Below are 25,337 nucleotides of genomic sequence, written 5' to 3' on the forward strand. Positions count from 1 at the left end.
CGGCGTGATCGTTGCGCGTGGCAGACCGGTCTGTTGCACCGGATCCGTTTGACCTCAACCTGGGTTGAGGTCACAGACTGCCTGCAACCCCCACGAGGCGCGCGGCATGAACCTGCTGACCACACCGGACCTCAGCCATGGCCTGCTGGAGCTGTTCAATCCTCCCGGCCTCTACGACCCTTCCGCGAACGGCTACTCCCACGTGGCGGTGGTGCGCCTGCCAGCACGGGTGATCCATGTCGCCGGGCAGGGCGGTGAAGATGCCCAGGGCCGTCTCTCGCCCAGTTTCGAAGACCAGGTCGGGCAGGCGCTGGACAACCTGCAGACCGCGCTGCGCTCGGTGCAGGCAAGCCTGGCTGATGTGGCGCGGTTGCGCATCCTGGTGGTGGGCCACGACGAAGACCGGCTGGGCATCATCGCCCATCAGGTGCGGCGGCGCTGGCCGAACCGCGCCGCGCCCACCTGCACGCTGATCCCGGTGCCGCGGCTGGCGCTGGACGGCATGCTGTTCGAGATCGAGGCGGAGGCTTATGCCGCCTAGCGCAGGTAGTACTCCACCGGCACCACCAGCTCCTGCGGTGCCTTCAGTTCATCGGGAATGGGCGGCAGCGGCTGCGCGCGACGGAAGGTCTGCAGCGCGGCGTCATCGAGCATCGGCTGGCCACTGGACTGCTCCAGCCGCAGCGCCAGCAGGCGACCTTCGCGGTCGATGCTGGCCCTGACCCACGCAGTGCCCTGCTGCCGGCGCGAGCGCGCGGCGGCAGGGTAATAGCGGTAACGCTCCAGCCGCGCCAACAGGCGGGCTTCCCACTGGTCGCTGGCGGCGCCGGCCTGGAAGTCCGCCGGTGGCGCGTCTGGAGCGGGCGGCGCGGCCGTGATCGATGCCGGTGCGGGACTTGCATCGGTCGCGGCCGCAGGCGGGGCGACTGGCAGTGGCTGCCGGCCCGTCCCACCCGTTTCGCTGGCGGCCAGCTCTCCCTCGCGCGCGGCGGTGGGCTTCGGTGGCGGCGGCGACTTCGTGGGCTGCGAGGCGCGGGCCTGCTGCGCCTGGCTGGGGGTCTCGGCCTGGCGTTCCTCCACCGGTTGCGGCGGCGTGGCCGGTGCCAGCAGGTGCAGGCTGATGCGCACGTCCTGCTCCGGCGGCGGCAGCATCGGCGGCATCGCGACCCAGTGCACCAACAGCAGCAGTGGCAGCAGATGCAGGACGACGGTGATCGCGATCGCCTGCCAGTGTTGGCCACGCTCACTCATCGTCCAGCACCCACAGCAGATCGGCATCTGCCGCATCGACGGTTTCACCCGGCGAAGCCAATGCGATCACCAGCGCAGGCGTATCCGGTGACAGGTAGCCCGGTACACCGGTACCGCGCAGTACATGCCAGCGACCTGCTACCAGCAGCGCCGGCGCGGGCGCATCGAGCAGCACCCGCGCCATGCGCGTGTCGCGGGCCTGTTGCACGGCCAGCATTCCTTCCAGCATCGGTGCCGCGTCTGCGTGCTGGGCCAGCACCACCGCCGACAGGCGCTGGCGGGCAGCGGCCACCGGGAACCGCACGCCCTCGGTCGAGGCCAGCAGCGCGTTGACCTCGGCACGCGACAGGTTGCCGCCGAACAACGGCGTGCCTGCATCGGCAGCCTCCCGTACCAGCCCGCCATACGCGGCCCACGGCCAGCGCGTATCCCAGTCGAGCAGTTCCTGCAGGCGTGCACCTTCGGCCTGGTGGCCCTTGGTCAGCCAGCGCTGCACCCGCTGCAGGCGTGGCTGGCGCTCGCTGGCGATCATTTCCAGCACCAGTGAACCCTGCGGACGCTGCCGCTGCAGGGCCTGCAGCAGCCAGCGCTGGGCGGCGTGGTCTCCGGCGAGATCATGGCGTTCACCCAGCAACAGCCGCTGGGCGTGCGCCGCGCGTGTCACGAATGCGGCTTCGTCCAGGTGCTGGCCAGTGGCCAGGTCGATCACTGTGCCGGGCACCGGCTGCGCGCCAGCCACCGCGGCCAGCGCGAGCAGGCATACGGGCAGCCAGTGACGGCTAGAACGCCACATTGACGCCCATCGAGACGGTACGGCCGCGGCCGTTGCCGCGGTCCAGGATCGGGCTGAAGATGCTGTCGATCGAGGCATTGTTGTCATAGGCCTTGTTCTGCAGGTTTTCGATGTTCAGCCACAGCGTGGTGTTGGCCTGGGGCTTGAAGCTCGCGTAGAAGTCCAGCAGCACGCCGGTGCCGCCGGTCTTGCGGGTCTGGAAGAAGTCGTAGCCCTCCTCGGTGGGCCCGGAGTACGCGGCGCGCAGGCCGGCCTGCACGCGCTGCTGCCACCAGCGGCCGCCTACGTCCAGGGTCCAATAGCGGTCCGGCAGGGCGGTGATGTCTTCCAGGTTGACGAACTCGATGGCCGGTGCGCTGGTGCGCGAGCGGGTCCAGCTGAGCGTGGCGTGGTAGTGCTCGCTGGCGTAATGCGCCTCCAGCTCGATGCCGCGCATGCGCACGACGCCGGGATGGTTCATCCAGCGGGTCGTGGCGGTGAAGTCGTCTGCATCCAGCACATCGGTCCAGGCATTGAGCTGCGGATCGCTGTCGATCGGCACCACCAGCGGTTCCACTTCCGGCGGATGCACGATCAGCAGGTACTGCGGCTTGATGTAGTCGCGGATGCGGTTGTCGAAGCGGGTGATGCGCAGCTGTGCCAGGTCACCGTCGACCAGCAGCGAGTCGATGCTGAGGTTGGCGCCGAACTGCAGGTTGCGCGAGCGCTCGCGGCGCAGGAACGGATTGGCGCCGATGCCGTCGGCGACGCTGGCGTCCTCCAGCGGGATCTTCTCGAAGAACATCTCCTGCACGCGCGGCGGCCGTGATGTGCGCGAGACCTCGGCAAACAGCTGCAGCCAGTCAGTGGCCTGCAGTGAAACCGCCAGGCTCGGGCTGAGTGCGCGCTCGCTGCGCCGCACGTCGATGTCGCCGCCATTGATCTCCGCGCACTGGCCGGGTACATCCGAGCACACCGGGATGTGGCCACGGATGCCGAAGCGGTCCTGGCGCAGGCCGGCAGTCAGCGCGTAGATGTCGTACTGCAGTTCCAGCGTGCTGAACACGCTGTCCAGCTGGCTGCGACCCTGCGGGTTGGCACCGCGCAGGATGGGCGTATCGGCCACATAGATGTCCGACTGGTGCTTGATGCCGGTGTTCCAGCGCGCCTGCACGGCGCCGATGTCGAAGCGACTGGTGTTGTCGACGGTCCAGCTGCTCAGGCTGCTGTGGGTGCGGCGGCCGATGTAGCTTGAATCTTCCACCGGCGGATAGAACAGCCGGGTCTTGTTGCTCGCGAAGGTCGCGCGCAGGTCGATCCATGGCGAATAGGGCGTGTACTGGTAGCTGGCGCGCTGGTTGCGCGCGGAAATCTGCCACGGGTAGTTGTGGTAGAAGTCGTTTTCGTAACGCATGTGGCTCAGGTCGAGCCGATGCTGGTCGCTGGGCTGCAGGCGTGCTTTCAGCAGCCAGCTGCTGGGCTGCTGGCTGCCGGGGTCGGCGTTGTTCTTCTGCCCACGCGCGGTCGCGTATTCGCTGCTGCGGCTGCTGCTGGCGGCGGCCAGCAGGCCGAACTGACGGTCGCCACCTTCTTCGCTGTGGCGCAATGCACCGGCGAAGGTGCGGCCGCTGCCATAGCCGTTGTTGCCATGGCGATAGCCGGCGCGCAGGCCCCAGTCACGGCCCTCACCCAGTAGATCGTCGATATCCAGGGTGCGGAAGTTGGCACTGCCGGCCAGCGTACCAGCGCCGTCACCGCCAGCGACCGCACCGCGCTGCACGTCCACACCGGCCAGCAGGAAAGGATCGACATAGGCGAACGGACCGCCCGAACCATGCCCGGCATTGTTGCGGAAGGTCTGGGTGACACCGTCGATCATGGTGTTGACCCGGCCGGCACCGGTCATGCCGCGGATGTTGACCTGCAGGCCCGGCTGGCTGCGCGAATGGAAGCTGTGGGTGCCGGGCATCGAGCGCAGCAGGCTGTTGCCTTCCTGGCGTTCGGCCATCGCCACGCGCTCGCTGCCGACCGAGGGCGCAAAGCCATCGCGGGTGGCCGGTACATACTGGCTGGCGCCGCCCCCCGGTGCCTGGCCGTGCGCGGTAGTGCCCTGCACCCGCAGCGGGCCGGTGCGACGGCTGCCATCGGCGCGTTCAGCCGGCGCCGGTTCCAGGGCGGCGCGGCGCGCATCGACGAAGCGCGGTCGCAGGCCGCTGCCTGCCAGCAGGCGCGACAGGGCCTGCGCATCGTCGAAGTCACCGCGCAGAGCAGGGGCCGAATGCCCGGCAGGCAGCGCCGCGCCGATCACCAGGTCGACACCGGTCAGCCGGCTGTAGGCGTCCAGCGCGGCCGCCAGCGGCTGGGCGGGCAGATCGTAGGTGCGTGTGGCGGTCTGTGCGTGGGCACTGCCGGGCAGCAGCGGAAGGGCGCTGGTGCAGGCCAGCGACAGGGCAAGGACAAGGGGGCGGGGGCACAGCATCGGGGGCTCCAGGGGCTGACGCAGAACGTCGTCATCCTGGGTAGACGCAGTCGCAGGCCGGATGTCAGGGTCCATCACGCTGCTCCCTGCGTGGCGGCAGCCACACCTGTATGCCCGCGCCGAGGCGCAGCACGCGCACCAGCAGTTGCGTGGCCAGCTGGTCGCGATTGCTGGCTGCACCGTCGGCACTGCCGAGCAGGGTGACCGGCTGCTGGCGCAGCTGCTCGCCGACGACCCACGTATGCCCGCCATGCCAGCGGTCCAGGCCCTGCGTGACGTCGGCCAGCGGGGCCGAGACCCAGTGCAGGCGCCGCTCGCGCCAGGCCAATGTTCCGGGGGCAGCCGTTGTTGCATGGGCTGTTGCCTGCCCATCGAAGCGCAGCTGCTCGCCGTCGTCGGCCAGCATGCTGACGTTGCCGCTGTCCACGCGCACGCGATGCTCGGTAACGGTGACCACACTGCTGTTGCCCTGCACGGCAAGATCGAATGCGGTCCCCAGTGCAGTGACGGTGCCCTGTGGGGTATGCACCTGGAATGGCCGGTCGGCATCTGCGGTGACCTGGAACCAGGCCTGGCCGCGCTGCAGCTGGAGCTGGCGGCGCTGCCCATCGATGCGCACCTTCACTTCGCTGCCAGGTGACAGCAGGACATGCGAACCATCCGGAAGAGTTTCCTCGCGGATCTCGCCAGCGGCCGTACGCAGTACCTGTGCCACGGGTGGCGAGGCATGGCGGCTGTAGAGACCCAGTGCGCACAGCAACAGAACCGCAATGCCGGCTTCGCGCAGGCGACGGCGTTGCCTGCGCTGCTGTTGCCGCTGCAGGCTGGGCGTCGCCGCACCGGCCTGCCACAACTCCTGCAGGTGCAGGTACTGCGCCGCATGGCGTGGATCGGCCCGGCACCATTGCTCGAACGCGTTCTCATCGCGGTCGCCGTCGTGCGCATCCAGCCACCAGCGTGCAGCTTCGCGTGCAATGGTCTCCTGGCTCATGCGCCCGGCACCTGCTGCAACGCGACCAGGGCGCGCAGCAGATGGCCGTGCACGGTCTGCCGGCTGATCCCCAGCTGGCGCCCGATCTCGGCCAGCGCCAACTGTTCCACACGGGCCAGCAGGAACACCTGGCGCGAGCGTGGCGGCAGCGCGGCGATGATCGCGTCGAGGTGGCGCAGTTGTTCGGCGTCGAGCATTCGCTGCTCGGGCAGCGGCGCAGGATCGGCGATGGCATTCAACTGCGTGTCATCCAGCACCTCTTCGCGACGGCGCTGGCGTTGCCGGTAGTGATCGGCGATCAGGTTGTGGGCGACGCGGTACAGATAGGCGCGGCCATTGCCCAGCAGGCCACTGGTGGCGACTTTGACGACACGCAGCCAGGTTTCCTGGACGACGTCATCAGCGTCGCTGCGTTGCGGGAGTTTGCGGCGGACATGGGCGTGCAGCGGCCGGTAATGGGCCGCGCACAGCTGCGCGACATCCGTCGGTTCGACAGGCGTGGACACGGGGCGGGCGACAACTGGGAAAGGGAACAGCCCGCGGCGGCAAGGGCAGCGGCTGCACCTTACAGCAAAAGAGAATCATTTGCATCTATGGCATGAGGCGCAGTACGCATGGGCCGCCGCAGCGTCAGCGCGGGCGGTAGTCGCAGTGGATCTGCAGGGCTTCGGTGGGGTTGCGATGCAGCTCGAAGCCGCAATGCTGCAGGCTGCGCTTCACCTGCGCGACCGCTTCGGCATGATGGGCGACGCGACGATCCTGCCAGCGCGGTGGGGTGAACACGCCCAGAGGCAGCAGCCGCAGCCGCTTGCCGTGCAGTACCAGTGAGACATCGATATGACGGCCATCGATGTCGTGGCCGTTGGCACCGAAGATGGCATCGATCTCATCGCGGCGCTGCGGGTAGCAGGTGCGGAACACCGCAATGCCGAGCCGTCGCACCACGCGGCGGAAGCCACCGAGACGGCTGTGGCTGGGTTCGAAGCCACGAGTGAGCAGCAGGCGCAGCCCGGCAGGCAGCATTGCCTGCGCGTCGAGCAGGCGTTGCAGTATCTCTTCTTCCAGTTGGATGCGGGTGGAGGGCCAGCGCGGGGCGATGAGCAGTCCGTGGTGGTTGCCGCGTTGCAGGGTCAGCATCCGTGAAGCTTCGCACGCGGGCGAACAGCCAGGGTAGTGCCGGCCGCTGGCCGGCAAACCTGTTCTCCCGTCGGATGCCGACCAGCGGCCGGCACTACCATCGTCGGGTCAGATGTCGCGGTACTGGATCTGCGAAGCCAGCACGCGCAGGCCATCGGCATTGCTGGACAGGATGCGCTCTTCGCCGACCCCTTTCTGCCGTTTCAGCTGGAAGCCCTGATCGGCAGGCAGCTGTGCGGCGATGGCGTCCATGCGTTGCAGGGCATCGGGGCCGCTGCAGTCGAAGTGACCCCAGTGGGCGCCATCGCGGTGGATCTGCAATCGGTAGTTCATCGCGGTATCTCCGGCAGGTCCTGCAGCCAGTGGTCGAACATCGCAGTGGCGGCTGCGGCCAGTGGTGCGCCATAGCGACGCGCCTGCGCGCGCAGGTCGTTGGGATCGATGCCGGCCTGGGCCAGCTCCAGCGTGTGGCCGATCAGCCAACGCTCGAACTGGCAGGCGTCCAGTTCCGGATGGCATTGCAGGGCCAGTGCGTGGCTGCCGATGGCGAATGCCTGGTGACGGCAGGCCGGCGTGCTGGCCAGGCGGCGTGCACCGGCCGGAAGTTCGAACGCCTCACCATGCCAATGCAGTACCGGAATGCCCTGCAGGGACTGCAGCGGTGAACGCTGGCCTTCATCGGTCAGCAGCAGTGGCGCAAAGCCGATTTCCTTGCCACCACTGGGAGCGACACTGGCACCGAGTGCCCGCGCCATCAGCTGTGCACCCAGGCAGATGCCGAGGGTCGGCCGCTGCTGCTGCAGCCGGCGCTGCAGCAGGGCAATGCTGTCGTTGACGAAGGGATACGTCTCTGTGTCATTGGCACTGATGGGGCCGCCCAGCACGACCAGCAGGTCGGCGGTTTCGGCGCCATCGAGCGCATCGACGCCGGCCTGCAGCACGTGCAGCTGCCAGCCCTGCGCCAGCAGCAACGGTTTCAGGGTGCCGAGGTCTTCAAAGGCAACGTGTTGCAGGACAACCGCGTGCTTCATGCCGGTGCTCCGCTGTTCGGCCAGTAGAAACTGTCCGGGGTGGCACGGGCACCGAAGATGGCCTGGCCGACGCGGACCACGGTGGCACCTTCCTCGATGGCCACTTCGAAATCACCGGACATGCCCATCGACAGCTGCGACAGGTCCAGGCCGGGTGGGGCGGTGCGTTGCAGCTGGTCGCGCAGTTCGCGCAGGCGCACGAAGCAGGCGCGCACGCGCTCGACATCGGGGGTGAAGATGGCCAGGGTCATCAGGCCGCGCACGTGCAGGCGATCGAAGGCCGGAAGCTGCTGCACGAAGGCCTCGACCGCGTCGGGTTCCAGGCCGTACTTGCTCGGTTCGGCCGAGGTGTTGACCTGCACGAACACATCCAGCGTGCGGTCTTCCAGTTGCAGGCGCTGCTGCAGGGCCTCGGCTACGCGCAGGCTGTCCAGCGCCTGGAACTCGCTGGCAAAGCGCGCCACGTAGCGCGCCTTGTTGGTCTGCAGATGGCCGATCACCGACCAGTGCACGCCCAGGTCGGCCATCGTTTCAGCCTTGCGTTGTGCCTCCTGCACCTTGTTCTCGCCCAGTTCGTGGCAGCCTGCGGCTACCGCCATGCGGATGCGGGCGTCATCGACGGTCTTGCTGACCGGCAGCAGGCGCACGCTGGCCGGGTCCCGGCCGACGCGGGCGCAGGCATCGGCGATGCGTTGGCGCACCGTGACCAGGTTGGCGGCGATCTGTTCAACGGACTGGGCGACGGGCCAGTCGGCAGCGGCAAGGGGCATGCGGGCACCTCCAATGCAGGGTGGCCAGGGTGGGATACACTGGCACAGGACAAGAGATATTTTGGCATAGGACAAAATGAAAATCACCGGGCATAGCGCCGAGTCGATCTTCGACAGCATCCGCGACGGCATCGGCAAGGGCCGCCTTCCGGCCGGCAGCGTGCTGCCGCCGGTGCGTGAACTGGCCGAGCAGCTGGGAGTGAACCGCAACACCGTGGCTGCTGCCTACAAGCGCCTGGATGCGGCGGGCCTGGCCAGCACGGCGGGCCGCCGCGGCACGGTGGTGCGTGGCCTGCCGCCGCCGCTGGCGCGTGAAGGCAGTACGCCCGGGCTGGCCCTGCAGGACCTGGCCGGTGGCAACCCGGATCCACGCCTGCTGCCGAACCTGCGCCTGGCCCCGGCCGCACCACGGCTGTATGGCGTGGGCACGGTCGACCCGAGGTTGGAGGCGCTGGCACGCGCCTCGCTGGATGCGGACTGCCCGGAGGGCTATGCGCTGGAACTGACCCATGGCGCGGTCGATGGCATCGAACGCCTGCTGTCGGCGTGGCTGCTGCCGGGGGATCGCATCGCGGTGGAGGATCCGTGCTTCCTCGGCAGCCTCAACGTGCTCAACGCTGTGGGCCACGCGCCGTTGCCGGTGGCGGTGGACGCGCATGGCATGCAGGTCGATTCGCTGCGGCAGGCACTGGAGGCCGGTGCACGCGCGGTGTTGCTGACCCCGCGGGCACACAACCCGACCGGGGCCAGCCTGGATGCGAAGCGGGCGCGGGCGTTGCGGCAGTTGTTGGCGGCCTACCCGCAGGTGGCGGTGTTGATCGACGATCACTACGCGCTGCTCTCGCAGCAGGCCTATCACTCGGTGCTGCCGCTGGATGGCCGGCGCTGGGCGCTGCTGCGTTCGTTGTCCAAACCGCTCGGCCCGGACCTGCGGCTGGCCTGGCTGGCCTGCGATGAAGAGACCGCGATGCGGCTGCGGCTGCGATTGGCGTCCGGCACCGGCTGGGTCAGTCACCTGCTGCAGGATGCGGCGACCTCGGTGCTGTCGTCGGCAACGCAGCGGGCGAAGATCGCTTCGGCAGGTGAGCGTTACCAGCAGCGCCTGCGCTCGCTGCAGGAGTTGCTGCATGCGCGTGGCCTGCCGACACCGTTGCCGATGGAAGGATTGAACCTGTGGCTGCCGTTGCAGGCCGACAGCCATCCGCAGGTGCTGGCCCTGGCTTCGCGTGGATGGCATGTGCGCGCGGGCGAAGTGTTCTCGGTGGCAGCGCCGGGGCATGGCCTGCGCATCACCTGCGCTGCGCTGGGGGCAGCGCAGCTGCGGCAGCTGGCGGATGACCTGGCGGCGGTGTTCGCTCTGTAGCGTCGAGCCATGCTCGACGTTGCTTCGCCTTTGTAGAGCCGAGCCATGCTCGGCTGCTGTTGATAGAAGCAGTCGAACATGGCTCGACGCTACACAAGCAGATCAGGGCGCGGCGTTGGCGCCGGGACGCACGTAGTAGGACTGGCCGCTGTCATCGACGAACATCAGCTCCGGCTTGCCCTGCCAGGAGGTGAGCATGGCGCCGGTGTTGTTCTGGTGCTTGACCATCAGGCTGGCGCCGCGGTCCGGGTTGGCGACGACCTTGAATACTTCAGTGGTGCCGGTGGCATCGTCCAGGGTCAGCAGGGCTTCGCCGCCGCGGTCGCTGGTACCGTAGCCGCCGCGTTCGGAACCATCGGGACCGAGCAGGATCAGGCCTGACAGGGCGGTGGCACGCGGCCCCTGGGTGCGGCCCTGGCTGAGCGGATCGGGAACCGGTGCGCCGAGGATCACCCGCGGCTGGCCGCTTGCATCGTGGATGACCAGCCCGCGCGCCTCGATGATGCGCTGTGGTGATTGGCTGCGATGCAGGCTCCAGGCGGTCCAGCCGGAAACCAGCAGGGCGAGGGTCGAGACCACCAGGGTGGTCAGCAGCAGCGCACGGGGCATCGGGTCGTCCTTCCTTGGATGTGCCGACGATAGCGGATGCGGACCGGCAATGGCCAGTTCGTTGTGTGACGTTGTGTATCGTCAGTGGAAATCGCGGCTGTGGCTGCGCAGTCCCTGCAGCAGTTCATCCAGGCAGTGCATGCGCTGCACGATGACGTGCTGCACGCCATCGACGCGTTCCAGGCGGCCATCGATCTGCATCAGCTGGGTATCGACCAGCACCCGGTGCTGGCGATCGGCCAGGTGTCGCCAGACCACGGCGTTGACCATGCCGGTCTCATCTTCGAGCGTGAGGAAGGTGACGCCGCTGGCGGTCTGCGGGCGCTGGCGCATGCGTACCAGGCCGGCGATGCGCACGCGACGGCCATGGCCATGCCCGGCCAGTTGTGCAGCGTCCAGACAGCCACGGCTGCGCAGCTGCGCGCGCAGGAACGAGATCGGGTGGCGGCCAAGTGTGGTGCCGGTGCTGCGATAATCGGCCTGCATGTCCTCCCAGGCGCTGGGCAGGGGCAACGGCACGCGGGCTTCGGCAGTGGCGCGGGCCTGGTCGAACAGTGGCAGCCGGTTTTCCACGCCGGAGATATCCCAGCGTGCACGATGGCGATGGCCACTGAGCCCACGCAGTGCACCGGCATCGGCCAGCAGGCCCTGCTGGCGGCGATCCAGTGCGGTGCGCTGGCACAGGTCGCCCACATCGTCGAACGGGCGCTGCGCACGTTCGCGCATGATGGCCTGCACGACGGGTTCGTTGCAGCCATCGATCAGGCGCAGGCCGAGCCGGATCGCCGCCGGTCCCTTGCTGAAATCCAGCGTGCAGTCCCAGTCGCTGTGGCGCACGTCCACCGGCAGCACGCCGATGCCATGGCGGCGTGCATCCTGCAGCAGCTGGTCGGGGCTGTAGAACCCCAGCGGCTGGCTGTTGATCAGGCTGGCGGTGAACGCGGCGGGATGATGGCACTTCAGCCAGCAGCTGTTATAGGTCAGCAGGGCGAAGCTGGCAGCATGGCTTTCCGGGAAACCGTAATCACCGAAGCCCTTGATCTGCTCGAACAGGTGCTCGCCGTAGTCGCGGCTGAAGCCATTCTTCAACATGCCGGCCAGCAACTTCTCCCGATGCGGTTCCAGGCCGCCACGACGCTTCCATGCCGCCATCGAGCGGCGCAGGGCATCGGCTTGGCCAGGTGTGTAACCTGCTGCTTCCACTGCCAGCTGCATCACCTGTTCCTGGAACAATGGCACGCCCAGCGTACGCGCGAACACGCGTTCCAGCTGCGGTGGGTAGAGCGGATTGTCCGGGTCGTTCAGTGCCTCCGGGCCTTGCTCGCGCAGGATCCTCCGCCGTTCCAGATAGGGGTGCACCATGTCACCCTGGATCGGGCCGGGGCGCACGATCGCCACTTCGATCACCAGATCGTAGAAGCAGCGCGGCTGCATGCGCGGCAGCATCGCCATCTGTGCGCGCGATTCGATCTGGAACACGCCGATGGTGTCGGCGGCGCAGATCATGTCGTAGGTCTTCGTATCCTTGGCAGGGATCGCATCCATGCGTCCACTGTGCAGGCCGTGCTGCTGCAGCATCGCCAGGCATTTACGGATGGCGGTGAGCATGCCCAGCGCCAGGCAGTCGACCTTCATCAGGCCGGTGGCATCCAGATCGTCCTTGTCCCACTGGACGACGGTGCGGTCGGCCATCGCTGCGTTTTCCACCGGTACCAGCGTCGACAGCGGGTGCTCTGAAATCACGAAGCCGCCCGGGTGCTGCGACAGGTGGCGCGGGAAATCGATCAGCTCGGTGGTCAGTGCCAGCAGCCGTCGCATCAGCGGTGTTTCCGGATCAAAGCCGCGCTCGCGCAGGGTCTCCGGCAGTGGTACGTGGCCGCCCCAGTGGTCCATCGCCGCGCCCAGTTCGTTGACCTGGTCCATCGGCAGGCCGAGTGCACGGGCCACGTCGCGGATCGCGCTGCGGCCACGGTAACTGATCGCCACCGCAGTCAAGGCGGCGCGTTCGCGGCCATAGCGCTTGAACACGTACTGCAGCACTTCTTCGCGGCGCTCGTGCTCGAAATCGATGTCGATATCCGGTGGCTCGTCGCGCTCGGCGGAGATGAAGCGCTCGAACAGCAGGTTGCTGCGCGCCGGGTCGATCTCGGTCACGCCCAGCACGAAGCACACCGCGGAGTTGGCCGCCGAGCCGCGGCCCTGGCAGAGGATGTCCTGGCTGCGCGCGAAGCGCACGATGTCCTGCACGGTGAGGAAGTAGGAGGCGTAGTTCTTCTGCTTGATCAACGCAAGTTCGTGTTCGATCTGCTCGCGCTGTGCCGGCTGGATGCCGTTCTTCCAGCGCCACGGGATGCCACGCTCGACCAGCACGCGCAGCCAGCTGTCCGGATCATGCCCTTCGGGCACCAGCTCACGCGGATAGGTGTACTGCAGCTGTTCCAGGGTGAAGTGGCAGCGCTCGGCGATGCGCAGGGTCTCGGCCAGCAGCTCAGGCGGGTACAGCTGGGCCAGCGCGGTGCGTGGGCGCAGGTGGCGCTCGCCATTGGGGAACAGGCGCCAGCCAGCTTCGGCCACGCTGCAACGGTGGCGGATCGCGGTCAGCGTGTCCTGCAGGGCGCGGCGGCGGCGTACATGCATGTGCACATCACCACTGGCCACCAGCGGCAGGCAATGGCGTTCGCCGAAAGCCTGCAGCTGCTGCAGGCGGCGTGCGTCGTCGTGCTCGTGGTGCAGCTCCACCGCCAGCCACAGGCGATCATCGAAGCCGGCACGCAGCAGTTCCAGGTCAGTAGCGGCCGGTTGCCGGTCCAGCCACAGGCACAGCAGGCCGACGGGCAGGCCGAGAAGGTCCTCGCGCAGGCAGCGGTACTCGCCCTTGGCGGCCCGCCGCCGGCAGGTGGTGATCAACTGGCAGAGCCCCGTATAGGCGGCCTGGTCGGTGCACAGCAGGGCCAGTTTCGGCCCATCCTCGACCTGGAATTCGGCGCCGACAATCAGCGCCACGCCATGCGTCTTCGCCGCCTGCCAAGCGCGTACGATGCCGGCCAGCGAGCATTCGTCGGTGATCGCCAACGCTCGATAGCCTTGGCCGGCGGCGCGCGCGAACAACTCTTCGGCGATCGAAGCACCGCGCTGGAAACTGAAGGCCGACAGGCAGTGCAGTTCGGCGTAGCCGGGCAGTTCGTCGTGCATGGCGGCTCAGCCGAACCAGCCGTGCAGCATCCACGGCGCATGCGGGTCGTTGCGCTCACGAAAGGCCCAGCCGCGCTGGCCGTGAGCAGTTTCCACCACGTAATAGTCGCGCCGTGCATCGGCCTGATCCCACCAGCCCGATTCGATCCGCTCCGGCCCGGTGACGATGCGCAGCCGCGGATCACGCAGTGGTTGCGGCGTGTCCAGCAGCCAGCCGGGGCGCAGTGGCCAGTACGACGGAGGCTTGGCTGGCGGCTGGATGCCACTGGCGCGTTCGGGGCGATGGTCGGCCTGCACCGCCAGCGGCTGCACGGCGTCATCGCCCAGCCGCGCGCGCAGGCGCTCGCGCAGCTGGTTCCAGGGCATCGCCTGTGCCGGCCGGGTATCGAACAGGTCACGCGCGGCGGGCACGAACGGTGGCAGCTGCTCGGCCTGCAGGCACAGTGCGCGGCTGCCGGCCGGCAGGGCAAACGCTTCCATGCGGTTGCGTGCGATCTCGAACAGCAGCGCGGGATCGCGCTCGGGCGCCAGCAGGCCGATGGTCAGCACGCTGGCCGGCAGCATGTCGTGCTCGAAATGCAGGTCGAAGCGCTGCACGCCGCCATCGCGCGAACACAGGAATGCGGCCAGGTCCAGCAGCAGGCGACGCAGCGGAAACAGCAGGGCCTGGCTGGATTCGATCTCGTATTCGAATTCGATGCGCGCATCGAAACGGTCCGGTGGCTGGTAGTAGCGCAGTGGCGCGGTGGGCAGCCCGCGCAGCGCATCCAGCTGCTGCAGCACGTCCGGTGCGAAGCGCCGGGCCAGGCTGTCGCGCGGCAGCTCGAGCACCGCACCCAGCGTGCGCAGGCCGGAACGGCCGAGTACGGTCACTGCTTCGCTGGGCAGGCCACAGCGAGGCAAGGGCAGCTGCGCCAGTGCCGCTGGCAGCTGCTGCGCATCGATGCCGAGGCCGTCGTGAACGTTGGCCAGCACGCGCGCGGCATGCGCGGTGGGCGCGGCCACCAGGCGATGGCGGAAACCAAGCTCATGCAGTTCGTTGCGCAGCCGCTGCTCGATCGTCAGCCAGTCGCCGAACAGGGCGCGGCTGGCACCGATTTCCATGACCAGCGCGTGCGGAAAATCGAGGCTGACCTGCGAGCTGTAGGCATAGGCCCAGCTGGCCAGCAGCTGCCGGGTCTGCTGTTCGGCGTTGGGATCGTAATCGTGCAGATGCAGGTCCTGCACCAGTACCTGCGCAGCCGACAGCAGCATGCCCGGGCGCAGCCCCGCTGCGCGGGCGGCCGGGCTGACCGCACGCAGTACGCGACGCTGTGCCGGCCCCTGCAGCAGCACCAGTGGCCGCTGCGGGTCGGGCTGCAGGCGCAGCACGCTGTCCAGCGCCAGCTGCGGCAACAACAGACAGGCCCAGTGCATGGCGCGGCCTCAGTGGGCGATGGCCAGCGGCAACGGCTGCGCCGGCGGCAGGCCGCCACGGCACTTCAGCACCCGCACCTGGCCGTGGTCGAGCTGCAGGCGCAGGCTGGCCGGGGAGGGATTGCGCGCCGCCTGCGCCTCGCGGAACACGAAACCCAGGCACTGGCCGCTGTCGGCCGCCACCTGCAGGCGGCGCAGTGAGCGGTCATCGGCCTGGTGTGGCCAGCACAGCACTGCTGCACAGGCGGCCGAGCGCAGGCACTGTTCGGTGGCCCACAACGCTTGTTTCGGCGCGGCGTGGATGATCTGCAGCTGGGCCAGATCCAGCCCGGCCGCTGCCCAGGCCGGAGCGTGCGGGCGATAGGGTGGGGCGACCAGCACGATCGGGCGGTCGCGCTGGCTCAGCTTCGCCAGCGCCGGCCAGACCAGCGCCAGCTCACCCACCCCGGGCGCCGCCTGCAGTACCTCGCACAGCCCGCTGGCCGGCCAGCCGCCGCCGGGCAGGCGTGCGTCCAGTGCCGGGTGGCCGCTGGCCAGATGGTCGCTGGTCGGTCCCTGGCGGGCCGGGCCGCGCCACAGCTGGCGCCCGTCCAGCAGCCGGTCGAGGGCGACGACGGCACCCATCAGCGGGTCCTCCAGGGAAGGCGCCGAGCGGGCTGGAAACGGCGGGAATGGGCGGAAACGGCGGGCATGGCGCGAGTATCGACGGGCCGGTATCAGGGGCTGAGACCGGACATGCTACTCGTCTTGTGAGTAGAATTACTAATGAAATCGGAGGATCAGATTTCAGGTTGCTGAAGGGGTAGGGGTGCCGACCAAGGTCGGCCCCCCGGCATGGCCCGGCGCTACCCGGGTATGTCCACGGTTACGGGCGGACCGGCAACGCGACCGGGCGCAGCGGTGCGGCATCGCCGCCGCGGATCTTCAGCGGGCCGCCGATGAAGGCGAACTCGTAGACTTTGTCGCGGGCCAGTTCGTCCAGCGCCACCAGCTCGATGATCGGCGCGCCCTGCTGGGCCAGCAGGTAGGTGTGCAGCGGCACGTAGTCGTCGGACACCTCGGAAGGGAAGGTCTCGAAGCTGAGGTTGTCGGCGCCCACGATCATCGCGCCGCTGTCCTCAACCAGGAAGCGTGCCGCGTCCAGACCCATGCCCGGCGGGTTGGCCATGTAGGCCTTGGGCTGTTCGAACAGGCGCATGCGGCCGGTGCGGATCAGCACCACGTCGCCCTGCTGCAGTTTCACCTTCTGGTGTGCCAGCGCATCCTTCAGGTCCTGGCGGGTGACGCGGTAGCTGTCCGGCAGCATGTCCACGCCCTTGGCGCCGGCCACGTCGATCAGCACGCCACGTGCGATCAGCGGCGGGAATTTCTCGATGCCGGTGACATTCCAGCCGCGGTCGCCGAGGTGCTTGTCGGCCTCGAAGCCGTTCCAGATCTTTCCGTGGATGCCGAAGTGGTTCAGCGCATCGATGTGGGTGCCGGTGTGGCTGTACATCGAGAACGCGGTGCCGGTGTAGCTGCGGGTGAGGTTCATGGTTTCGCCCACGCCCATCGGATCATCCATCACCGTGCCGCGGGGGGTGTGGGTCATCCAGAACTGGTAGTGCGGGTCGCCGGCATCCTGCCAGCTGGGCATGCCGACGTAGTACTCGGTGGCCAGGTCATAGGCCTTGCCGCCGCTGACCCGCGACAGGATCGCGGCGCGCGAGGCTTCAGTGATCAGGTTGAGGCGGCCGATCTCGTCCTTCGGCCCCCAGGGGCTGGTGCCGACCTGCTGGCCGGAGGGAACGCGTTCGTGCGCGGACACGGTGGTGGAAGCGGCGGTGCCGGCCAGCAGCAGGGCCAGCGCGGTAGCCAGGGTACGTGGGGTCATGGGGAGTCTCCTTGCAGGGTGGGGGAGGGTGCGGCTCAGGCCGCGACCAGGTGCGCCAGGGCCTGGCGCAGGTGTGGCAGCGGCAGGGTCTGCAGGCGCAGGCCGTTGCCGCCGATCACGGTGGGTATGGAACGGATGCCGAGGGCAGCGGCTTCGGCACGATCGGCCTGCACGCGCTGGCGTACTGCGTCGCCGCGCATGTGGTCAGCGAAGGCGCCACGTGGATGGCCCAGCGCTTCGGCGATATCCAGCAGTACTTCGGCGTCGCCGATGTTGCGGTGCTGGTGCAGGTGCGCCCACTGCACGGCATCGAACATCGCGCCATGGGCGTCGTTGCCACCGAGCATGCCGGCGGCCTGGCAGGCCAGTGCGCCGAGCCCGCCGGACGGATACTCGAAGTCCTGTGCGCGCATGCCTTCGATATCGATGCGCGCGGTGTCTTCATGCGCGGCGCAGTCGGTCCAGTGGCGCAGGATGATCGCCTTGGCGCGCTCCATCGAGCCGAACACCTCGACCATCTGCGCGCGCGAGTCCTGCAGCACGAAACTGCGGTGGCGCACCTGGATGCCGAGTTCGGCGGAGACCTGCTTCAGGCGCGGGGCCAGCACGAAGCACCAGCCGCAGACCACGTCGTGGAAGAAATCGACCACCGGCGCGGCGGTGGCGGGGGAAGGAACGGAAGACATCTGCCTGCCATCGGTGAGAGGGGAGGCGGCAGATTAGGCAGCGCGGCGTGGCCGAAACAGCACGCCGCGGGCAGCTCAGTTTTCGCTGGCGGTTACGAATCCAGGCCGGCGCAGCCGGGCAGCTCGGCGTGCAGGAAATCGATGAAGGCGCGTACCTTGGGCTGCAGATGGCGCGATGTGGGGTAGACCGCATGCACGAAGCGCGGCGGATAGCGGTGGTCGGGCAGCACCTGCTGCAGTTCGCCACGGGCCAGCGCCGGTGCCGCCAGGAACGAGGGCAGGGCGCCGATACCCATGCCGGCCACCAGCAGGTCGCGCAGCAGCAGGCTGTTGTTGACGGTGACGCGCGCCGGCAGGGTGATCGTCACCTGGCCATCCGGGCCGAGCAGCGGCCAGCTGCCGGGCGAGTCGGACAGGCTGTAGGCCAGCACGCTGTGGACCTGCAGATCGTCCACCGCCTGCGGTGCCGGATGCTGCTGCAGGTAGGACGGGGCTGCGCACAGCACCTGCTGCAGCGACGCCAGCCGGCGTGCCACCAGGCGTGAATCATCCAGCTCGGCACGCAGCCGCAGCGACACATCGAAACCCTCACCGATTGCATCGACCAGGCGATCTTCCATCACCAGGTCCAGCGACAGCTGCGGATGCTGCTGCAGGAACCGTGGCAGCAACGGCGACAGCGTGCTCAGCGCGAACGACTGCGGTGCATTGACACGCAGGCGCCCGGCCACGTCGCCGCGCTGTTCGGCAATGCCGCGTTCCAGCGCCTCGAGTTCGTCGAGCAGGCGGCAGCATTCGCGGTAATAGGCGTGGCCGGTCTCGGTCAGGCTCATGCGCCGCGTGGTCCGCTGCAGCAATACCACGCCCAGGTGCGCTTCCAGCGTGCGCAACTGCTTGCTGAGCCCGGCGGGCGACATGCCCAGGTCTTCGGCAGCGCGGGCCAGTCCGCCGCGTTCGACGATGCGGCGGAAGGCACGCATCAGGTTGAAGGAATCCATGCCGGTCCCGGGCGCGATGAGGGCGTCATTGTAGATCCACGCCATGCGTGGATGTGGGAAGCGTGGTGCCCGCAGGGTTGCGCCGTTTGTTCAAGCCAGCAACCCACACGCCACGCCAGCATGCAGGCCCCTCACTTTCCGGGTTGCCCATGAAGCACTGGATACTGCGCCTGTATGCCCCGTTGTTCCTGCTGGGTTTCGTTGCTACTGCCGTCGTCTGGGTCGGCCACTGCCACGGTGATCCGTTGTGGCTGCTGGCCTTGCTGGCGGTCGCCATCGCGGTCTCGTTCGCCGCCGAGCGCACGTGGCCCTACGACCCTGTGTTCAACCACGACCACGGCGACAGCCTGCGTGACACCCTGCATGCACTGGTCAACGAAAGCCTGAACCTGCTGTCGATCGCAGCGGTGCCGCTGCTGGCAGCGCTCGTTCCGTGGCAGCTGTGGCCGATGCAGTGGCCGTTCGTTCTGCAGGTACTGCTGGCCATCGTCTGCGCCGACCTGGGTATCACTCTGGTGCACTACGCCAGCCATCGCATTGGCTGGCTATGGCGCCTGCATGCCGTGCATCACAGCGTGACCCGCATGTATGGCTTCAACGGGCTGATGAAACACCCACTGCACCAGGCCGCCGAAGCGGTGGGCGGTGTTCTGCCGCTGCTGCTGTTGGGCCTGCCGATGCCCGTGGCGGCGGTGCTGGCCTTCGCCATTGCCATCCAGCTGCTGCTGCAGCACTCCAACGTGGACATGCGTCCCGGCGTGCTGGGCCGGGTGATGGCCTGGGCACCGCTGCACCGCTTCCACCACATGCGTTACGGCACCGCCGGCGACGTCAACTTCGGCCTGTTCCTGACCGTCTGGGATCACCTGCTGGGGACCGCCTTCGATGCGCCGGGCTATCGGCTGCGTCAGCACGACCTCGGCATCGGCAGCCAGCCGGACTATCCGCGCGATTACCCCGGGCAGCTGCTGGCGCCGTTCCGAGAGCTGCCACATGGCGAGGTGCCGGAGCTGCCCGAAGGCCTGCGCAGGCGCGAATGATCGAACATGTCAGGCCGCGTGAAGCTGCAGGCCCTGCAGCTGTGCGGCACCGATGCCGAACATGCGGCGCAGGCTGCGCGACAGATGGGCCAGGTCGGCGAAGCCGGCGGCATGTGCACTGTCGGTCAGGCTGTGCCCCTGCAGGTGCTGCGCGAGCGCGGCACGCAAGCGTTGCCACAGCACCCAGCCGCGCAGGGTCACCGCCAGGTCAGACTGGAAACGCCGGTGCAGCTGGCTGGTCGACAGATGCGCCGCCTCGGCGATGTCGGCGGCCGGCACCGGGCCGGGCAGGTGCTGGGCGATGCGGGCCAATGCCGCCTGCACGCGGCGGTCCAGCGGTTGCGGGCGGCTCAGCCGTGGCAGCCAGTCGTGCAGCTCCAGCGCGTTGCCCGGCAGCGCGTGCAGGTGCTGCTGGATCTGTGCGGGATCGGCATGCACCGGCTCGAGGAACACCGTGCAGCCCGCTTCCGGCGCGGACAGGATCGCGTGCGTCTGGAAGGAGGGCAGCCACATCCGTTGGCCTTGCTGTCGTACGCCATCGACTTCGACCTGCCAGGGCGTACCGTCGCTCAACAGCAGTTGATGGGCGTAGTGCGCATGCGCGGCGCTGTCACCGGCATGACCGTGAAGCACGGCGGCGTGCGCATCCAGCAGCAACGTGCCATTCCAGGGCAGGGCGAGGGAGGACATGGAGGGATTGTAGATGCACGCCATGCTGGATCGAAATGAATCTGGGGTCAGATCCGTTTTCCTGCGGAAAACGGATCTGACCCCATGCGATGAAATCGAATATTTCGAGATCCGAGACACATGAGCCGAGCATGGCTCGGCTCTACAGAAGAGCGGGCAGCTCGCAGAAATCTGTCGAAGGCGGGGTGGGTCCGGTTGCGGGGGCGTGAGCGCCATGGATGGCGCGACCGAGCCTCCAGGGACGGATTCACGGCGTCCCCCGCAACCGGACCCACCCCGCCATCCCACAGGAAACCCGCTTTTGCTTCGGCTGTTGCTTCTGAGGTTGCCGGCCAGCGGCCGGCACTACCGCGGGTGCCGTGCGCAGCCCGGCCGTGCGCACCCTCAGCGCCCGTGCGGGTCGGGCCGGTGATGCACGTACTCGACCACGGTGCCATCGGGATGCACCGCATTGAACGCCGCCCCGGTCGGGACTACCTGCAGCGGAAAGATGATCTCGGCGCCAGCGGCGACCAATTTGTCGTGATAGGGCCGGACGTCATCGACCAGCAGCGTCCCCGTGGTCGAGGTGAACGGTGCCAGTGCCGCCTCGCTGCCCTCGATCAGCAGGAAGGCGCCGACCATGGCCAGGCGCAGCCCTGCCTCCGGAAACGGGAACCCCGCATCGGCCACCACACCCTGCAACTGCTCATAGAAGGCCACGCTGCGCTCCAGCTCACCCGGGGCCACGAACACCCGGATCAACACGCGCGGCGCGCGCTGGCTGGACGTATCGCAGCGGTCACGCCAGAGATGGTCGAAGTCGCGGTGGACGGTCATGGGCTCGGTTCGTGGCCAGGGATCTCCATTATCGGCAGCCCCGCGCGGCGCACTGATGACCGCCGGTGATGGCCTGATAACCACTGGCCGGGTTGCCCCTGTGACTTAGGTCCTGTTGACAGGTGTGAACGCCCTCGCACAATCTTCACATGATTGGGTCGCCCTGCGCGGCCCGGACAGGCAGGTTGTCACGCCGGGAGGAGGGTCCCAGGCGCAGACCGGCCCGTCCTTCGGCCTGCGGGACGTTGCCTGGCAACCCCTGCGCGGCATGAACGCTGCACCCTTCGGCGGCACTTTCCCTGGACCGATTGCCTTGGCAACGGAATTACGCCTGCCGATGAAAACGTTTACAAAGCCGCTTGCACTGTCCCTGGCCCTGTCTGTCGCACTGGCCGCCCCGGCCTGGGCTGACCCCGCCGCGTTCACCGTGCTGACCCTGGAACAGGCCCCGACCGCCGAGACGATGCCGGCCCTGGCCGCCCAGCTGAAGACCCTGCAGGTGGACGCGGTGAGCGTGCGCCAGGTGCAGCGCGGCATCGGCCAGGTCGATCCGCTGCAGGTGCTGGCCGATGGCCTGGGCTACGAGTACCGCTTCATCGCCGCCGGCAGGGACGATGGCCAGATCCAGCGCGGCCAGGCCGTGCTGACCCGGCTGCCGATCGCCGCTGAATCCGGCCCGGACCAGCCGGGCCTGAGCTACCTGCGCCTGGACGATGGCCGCCACACGGTGGCGGTCTATACCGATGCCGGTGCAGGTGCCGCGCAGCTGCCAGCGCTGGTCACCCGTTCGCGGCTGGGTGCACCGGCGGTGCTGCTCGGTGCGGTGGCCGGTGAATCGGCCAAGGCCGCCGGCTTCGATCCGGCGCGTGTCGCCCTGGAAGCCGATGCCAGCTATTTCAGCGATGGTTTCCAGGCCGCCAGCAGTGCGCCGTTCAAGCTGGAAGGCAACACCCTGCGCGCCACCCTGCTGACCCTGGCCTATGCCGCCGACAAACATGGCGACAGGCCGTGGATGGACACCGCCCTCAACGCCGATGCGCGCGCTGCGCTGCTGCTGAAGGCGATGACCGAGGATGAGAAGTTCCAGATGCTGCACAGCTACTTCGGGCTGGGCAAGGACGGTGGCCCGTTGCCGGAAGGCGCGGTCGGTTCGGCCGGTTTCGTGCCGGGCGTGGCGCGCCTGGGCATTCCGTCGCAGCAGTCGGCCGATGCCGGCGTCGGCGTGACCAATCCGGGCGGCATCCGCCCCGGTGATTTCGCCACGGCGATGCCATCGGGCCCATCCACCGCATCGAGCTGGAACCGGCAGGTCGCCTTCGCGGGTGGCGCGACCATGGGCCGCGAGGCATGGCAGCAGCGCTTCAACATCCTGCTGTCGGGCAGCGTCAACCTGCAGCGTGATCCGCGCAATGGCCGCAACTTCGAATATGCCGGTGAAGATCCGCTGCTGGCCGGTTCGATGGTCGGCGCGCTGATCCAGGGCGTGCAGAGCCAGCACGTGATCTCCTCGATGAAGCACTTCGCGCTGAACGACATGGAGACCCGCCGCAACTTCCACGACGTGCGCATTGGCGAACAGGCCATGCACGAGTCGGACCTCCTGGCCTTCGAGATCGCGCTGGAAGCCGGCCGCCCGGGCGTGGCGATGTGCTCGTACAACAAGATCAACGGCACCTACGGCTGCGAGAACGGCTACCTGATGAACCAGGTGCTGAAGCAGGAATGGAAGTTCCCCGGTTTCGTGATGTCCGACTGGGGTGGCGTGCACAGCGGTTCGAAGGCGGCGCTGGCCGGCCTGGACCAGCAGTCGGCCGGCGAAGTGTTCGACGCGGCGGTGTTCTTCGATGAGCCGCTGCGCCTGGCCGTGCATGGCGGCGTGGTGCCGCAGGCGCGCCTGAATGACATGGTCGCGCGCATCCTGCGCACGATGTTCCTGCATGGCAACTTCGACAACCCGCCGCAGCACCAGAAGGTCGATGCCGAGGCCGGCTTCGCCGTCGCCCAGCGCACGGTGGAAGAGGGCAGCGTGCTGCTGCGCAATGAAGGCAACCTGCTGCCGCTGGCCGACACGGTGAAGCGCATCGTCATCATCGGTGGCCACGCCGACAAGGGCGTGATCGGTGGCGGTGGTTCGTCGATGGTGGGCGTGACCGCCAAGGGCACCAATGCGGTGCCGGGCGTGCTGCCGACCACCTGGCCGGGCCCGGTGATCTTCCACCCGTCCTCGCCGCTGGAATCGCTGCGCGCAGCGCGTCCGGACGCGACCATCGAGTACGTGGACGGCACCAACGCCGCCGCCGCGGCCAGGGCTGCCGCGCAGGCCGACGTCGCCATCGTGTTCGCCACCCAGTGGGCCGCCGAATCGGTGGATCTGCCGGACATGCAGTTGCCGGACAACCAGGACGCGCTGATCTCGGCGGTGGCCAAGGCCAACCCGAAGACCGTGCTGGTGCTGGAAACCAATGGCCCGGTGCGCACGCCATGGCTGGCGCAGGTGCCGGCGATGCTGCAGGCCTGGTACCCGGGCATCCGCGGTGGCGAAGGCATTGCCGCGCTGTTGACCGGCCAGGTCAATCCGTCCGGCCGCCTGCCGGTGACCTGGGTGGTGGACGAATCGCAGCTGCCGCGCCCGCACATCGACGGCCTCGGCTTCAAGCCGGCCAAGCCGTTCGGTGATGTGTTCGATTTCGATATCGAAGGTGCCAACGTCGGTTACAAGTGGATGGCGGCCAAGGGCCTGAAGCCCACCTTCGCGTTCGGTCATGGCCTGTCCTACACCTCGTTCGCCTATGAAAACCTCAAGGTGAGTGTGGAAGGCTCGCGCCTGGTCGCCAGCGTGGACATTCGCAACACCGGCAAGCGCGCCGGTGCCGACGTGGCCCAGCTGTACCTGAAGCTGCCGGCCGGCAGCACCACGCCGATCCGCCTGATCGGCTATGACAAGGTGACCCTGCAGCCGGGCGAACAGCGCCGCATCCGCATCGAAGCCGAGCCGAAGACCCTGGCCCACTACGATGCACAGGCGCGCCAGTGGAAGATCGACGGCGGCACCTACCAGGTGCAGCTGTCGCGCAATGCCGCCGAGCCGCTGCAGACGGTGGACGTGCAGCTGGTGGAGCAGGTGCTGCGCTGATGCCTTGAAGACACGGCCCCGGAAGGGGCCGTGTTTGTTTGTAGATTGCCGCTGCGCTCGCCGGGCACGGCCCGGCGCTACCGGATATCTACTGTAGCGCCGAGCCCATGCTCGGCTGTTGTAGAACGGAGCCGAGCGTGGGCTCGGCTCCAGAACGCCGCGCCCGGCGGACGCCGTCATCACCCGGGCGCGCTGCCAAACCACCCGCGCAGGAAATCGATCAGCTGACGCACCTTTGGCGAGGGCTGCGTGCTGTGCGGGTAGACCGCGTACACGCTCTGCTGCGGGAAGCGGTGCTGGCGCAGTACCGGTCGCAGCCGACCCAGGGCCAGATCGTCCTCGATCAGCCAGCGTGGCAGCACGGTGACGCCGGCACCGGCCACGGCGAAGGTGCGCAGGCTGCTGGCGCCATCTACGCGCACGACCGCATTGCCCGGGTTGGTGGCAAACAGGGCGTCGCTGCCATCCGGTGCCACCACCGGCACATCGGCCAGACGCGGGTAGCCCAGGCGGGGCAGGGAACCCAGCTGCACGGGGTCATCGGCAGCATCGGCAGAGGGCAGGCGTGCCAGCAGGGAGGGAGCCGCCACCGCGCACAGTGGATGGCGTTCCAGTTCGCTGGCATGCAGCCCAGAGTCCGGCAGGCGGCCGAGGCGGATCGCCAGGTCGAAGCGTTCGGGAATCAGGTCGGCCGGTGCCGGTGAGGTCGACAGGTGCAGCTGCAGGGCCGGGTGCCGCGCACGGAACGCCTCCAACGCAGGAATCAAGCGGAGCTGGGCGTACTCCGGCGTGGTGGTCAGGCGCAGTACGCCCTGCAGCTGGTGCTGGTCGCGGCGCGCGGCATCGATCGCCGCCTGGGCGGCGTCCAGCGCCTGCACGCAGTGCTGCAGGAACTGCTCGCCAGCCTCGGTCAGGGCCAGGTGCCGGGTACTGCGCAGCAGCAGGGTCACGCCCAGCTCCTGTTCCAGCCGCTTCAGGTTGAAGCTGACCACCGCGCGGCTGAGGCCCAGGCGGTCGGCGGCGGCGGTCAGGCTGCCGGCCTCGACCACGGCGCGGAAGATATCGAAGCGATCGAGGCTGACCATGG

23 protein-coding genes are annotated in these 25,337 nt (G+C 68.3%); 4 read left to right on the forward strand and 19 right to left on the reverse strand.

Annotated features, from left to right (window positions below; genetic code table 11):
* The first annotated feature begins 106 nt into the window (after positions 1 to 106).
* A complete protein-coding gene (locus tag AC5P8D_RS02365; RefSeq protein WP_043402041.1) occupies positions 107 to 541 on the forward strand; it encodes a RidA family protein in 435 nt (144 codons plus the stop codon).
* On the opposite strand, the gene AC5P8D_RS02370 is transcribed toward AC5P8D_RS02365, so the two are convergent.
* From AC5P8D_RS02370 to AC5P8D_RS02410, 9 genes are all read right to left on the reverse strand, one after another.
* Positions 538 to 1,251 carry an energy transducer TonB family protein gene (locus AC5P8D_RS02370; RefSeq protein ID WP_495203034.1) on the reverse strand — a complete coding sequence of 238 codons (714 nt, stop codon included), beginning with the start codon at positions 1,249 to 1,251 and terminating at the stop codon, positions 538 to 540. The genes AC5P8D_RS02365 and AC5P8D_RS02370 overlap by 4 nt on opposite strands.
* The gene (locus AC5P8D_RS02375; protein WP_235651858.1) at positions 1,244 to 2,044 is read right to left on the reverse strand and encodes a ChaN family lipoprotein; all 801 of its coding nucleotides are present in this window, start codon (positions 2,042 to 2,044) and stop codon (positions 1,244 to 1,246) included. The genes AC5P8D_RS02370 and AC5P8D_RS02375 overlap by 8 nt, the downstream gene beginning before the upstream one ends.
* The gene (locus AC5P8D_RS02380; protein ID WP_495203035.1) at positions 2,031 to 4,502 is read right to left on the reverse strand and encodes a TonB-dependent receptor; all 2,472 of its coding nucleotides are present in this window, start codon (positions 4,500 to 4,502) and stop codon (positions 2,031 to 2,033) included. The genes AC5P8D_RS02375 and AC5P8D_RS02380 overlap by 14 nt, the downstream gene beginning before the upstream one ends.
* A gap of 64 nt (positions 4,503 to 4,566) precedes the next feature.
* On the reverse strand, positions 4,567 to 5,493 hold the full coding sequence (locus AC5P8D_RS02385; protein WP_495203036.1) for a FecR family protein: 927 nt from the start codon (positions 5,491 to 5,493) through the stop codon (positions 4,567 to 4,569).
* Complete coding sequence (locus AC5P8D_RS02390; RefSeq protein ID WP_099560288.1) at positions 5,490 to 5,999, reverse strand: RNA polymerase sigma factor; 510 nt, start codon at positions 5,997 to 5,999, stop codon at positions 5,490 to 5,492. The genes AC5P8D_RS02385 and AC5P8D_RS02390 overlap by 4 nt, the downstream gene beginning before the upstream one ends.
* A 124-nt stretch (positions 6,000 to 6,123) precedes the next feature.
* Positions 6,124 to 6,630 carry a hypothetical protein gene (locus AC5P8D_RS02395; RefSeq protein WP_495203037.1) on the reverse strand — a complete coding sequence of 169 codons (507 nt, stop codon included), beginning with the start codon at positions 6,628 to 6,630 and terminating at the stop codon, positions 6,124 to 6,126.
* 108 nt (positions 6,631 to 6,738) lie between these two features.
* The gene (locus AC5P8D_RS02400) at positions 6,739 to 6,963 is read right to left on the reverse strand and encodes a hypothetical protein (RefSeq protein ID WP_005410058.1); all 225 of its coding nucleotides are present in this window, start codon (positions 6,961 to 6,963) and stop codon (positions 6,739 to 6,741) included.
* The gene (locus AC5P8D_RS02405) at positions 6,960 to 7,661 is read right to left on the reverse strand and encodes a glutamine amidotransferase (RefSeq protein ID WP_312386663.1); all 702 of its coding nucleotides are present in this window, start codon (positions 7,659 to 7,661) and stop codon (positions 6,960 to 6,962) included. The genes AC5P8D_RS02400 and AC5P8D_RS02405 overlap by 4 nt, the downstream gene beginning before the upstream one ends.
* Entirely contained in the window at positions 7,658 to 8,431 is a 774-nt protein-coding gene (locus tag AC5P8D_RS02410; protein WP_010485014.1) for a YggS family pyridoxal phosphate-dependent enzyme, read from the reverse strand. The genes AC5P8D_RS02405 and AC5P8D_RS02410 overlap by 4 nt, the downstream gene beginning before the upstream one ends.
* A 76-nt stretch (positions 8,432 to 8,507) precedes the next feature.
* Here AC5P8D_RS02410 and ptsJ point away from each other — a divergent pair, with 76 nt between their 5' ends.
* Entirely contained in the window at positions 8,508 to 9,794 is a 1,287-nt protein-coding gene (gene ptsJ, locus AC5P8D_RS02415) for a MocR-like B6 salvage transcription factor PtsJ (RefSeq protein ID WP_010485015.1), read from the forward strand.
* A gap of 102 nt (positions 9,795 to 9,896) precedes the next feature.
* Here ptsJ and AC5P8D_RS02420 read toward each other — a convergent pair whose 3' ends face one another.
* From AC5P8D_RS02420 to AC5P8D_RS02450, 7 genes are all read right to left on the reverse strand, one after another.
* The gene (locus AC5P8D_RS02420; protein ID WP_019336451.1) at positions 9,897 to 10,403 is read right to left on the reverse strand and encodes a hypothetical protein; all 507 of its coding nucleotides are present in this window, start codon (positions 10,401 to 10,403) and stop codon (positions 9,897 to 9,899) included.
* Between the two features lie 81 nt (positions 10,404 to 10,484).
* Complete coding sequence (locus AC5P8D_RS02425; protein WP_495203038.1) at positions 10,485 to 13,595, reverse strand: error-prone DNA polymerase; 3,111 nt, start codon at positions 13,593 to 13,595, stop codon at positions 10,485 to 10,487.
* Positions 13,596 to 13,601: 6 nt separating this feature from the next.
* The gene (locus tag AC5P8D_RS02430; RefSeq protein WP_126560361.1) at positions 13,602 to 15,011 is read right to left on the reverse strand and encodes a Y-family DNA polymerase; all 1,410 of its coding nucleotides are present in this window, start codon (positions 15,009 to 15,011) and stop codon (positions 13,602 to 13,604) included.
* Between the two features lie 9 nt (positions 15,012 to 15,020).
* Entirely contained in the window at positions 15,021 to 15,635 is a 615-nt protein-coding gene (imuA, locus tag AC5P8D_RS02435; protein WP_043402076.1) for a translesion DNA synthesis-associated protein ImuA, read from the reverse strand.
* A gap of 241 nt (positions 15,636 to 15,876) precedes the next feature.
* A complete protein-coding gene (locus AC5P8D_RS02440; protein ID WP_010485026.1) occupies positions 15,877 to 16,884 on the reverse strand; it encodes a cyclase family protein in 1,008 nt (335 codons plus the stop codon).
* Between the two features lie 35 nt (positions 16,885 to 16,919).
* Entirely contained in the window at positions 16,920 to 17,570 is a 651-nt protein-coding gene (locus tag AC5P8D_RS02445; RefSeq protein WP_126560357.1) for a DsbA family oxidoreductase, read from the reverse strand.
* 92 nt (positions 17,571 to 17,662) lie between these two features.
* Positions 17,663 to 18,613: a LysR family transcriptional regulator gene (locus AC5P8D_RS02450; protein WP_329766512.1), complete on the reverse strand. Its 951-nt coding sequence runs from the start codon at positions 18,611 to 18,613 to the stop codon at positions 17,663 to 17,665.
* A 104-nt stretch (positions 18,614 to 18,717) separates the two neighbouring features.
* On the opposite strand from AC5P8D_RS02450, the gene AC5P8D_RS02455 reads away from it, so the two are divergent.
* Positions 18,718 to 19,608 (forward strand): sterol desaturase family protein, encoded by an 891-nt coding sequence (locus tag AC5P8D_RS02455; protein ID WP_049433648.1) that lies wholly within the window; start codon positions 18,718 to 18,720, stop codon positions 19,606 to 19,608.
* Positions 19,609 to 19,617: 9 nt separating this feature from the next.
* Here AC5P8D_RS02455 and AC5P8D_RS02460 read toward each other — a convergent pair whose 3' ends face one another.
* Together AC5P8D_RS02460 and AC5P8D_RS02465 are read right to left on the reverse strand one after the other, a co-directional pair.
* The gene (locus tag AC5P8D_RS02460) at positions 19,618 to 20,322 is read right to left on the reverse strand and encodes an AraC family transcriptional regulator (RefSeq protein WP_312393669.1); all 705 of its coding nucleotides are present in this window, start codon (positions 20,320 to 20,322) and stop codon (positions 19,618 to 19,620) included.
* A 360-nt stretch (positions 20,323 to 20,682) separates the two neighbouring features.
* Positions 20,683 to 21,117: a VOC family protein gene (locus AC5P8D_RS02465; RefSeq protein ID WP_021204492.1), complete on the reverse strand. Its 435-nt coding sequence runs from the start codon at positions 21,115 to 21,117 to the stop codon at positions 20,683 to 20,685.
* Between the two features lie 337 nt (positions 21,118 to 21,454).
* Here AC5P8D_RS02465 and AC5P8D_RS02470 point away from each other — a divergent pair, with 337 nt between their 5' ends.
* Positions 21,455 to 24,250 (forward strand): beta-glucosidase family protein, encoded by a 2,796-nt coding sequence (locus AC5P8D_RS02470; RefSeq protein WP_312717869.1) that lies wholly within the window; start codon positions 21,455 to 21,457, stop codon positions 24,248 to 24,250.
* A 179-nt stretch (positions 24,251 to 24,429) separates the two neighbouring features.
* Here the strand turns inward: AC5P8D_RS02470 and AC5P8D_RS02475 are convergent, their stop codons facing one another.
* On the reverse strand, positions 24,430 to 25,335 hold the full coding sequence (locus tag AC5P8D_RS02475; RefSeq protein ID WP_019338314.1) for a LysR family transcriptional regulator: 906 nt from the start codon (positions 25,333 to 25,335) through the stop codon (positions 24,430 to 24,432).
* Between the last annotated feature and the right edge of the window lie 2 nt (positions 25,336 to 25,337).

The sequence above is a fragment of the Stenotrophomonas sp. YJH_SMC_101-4 genome, assembly GCF_059370395.1.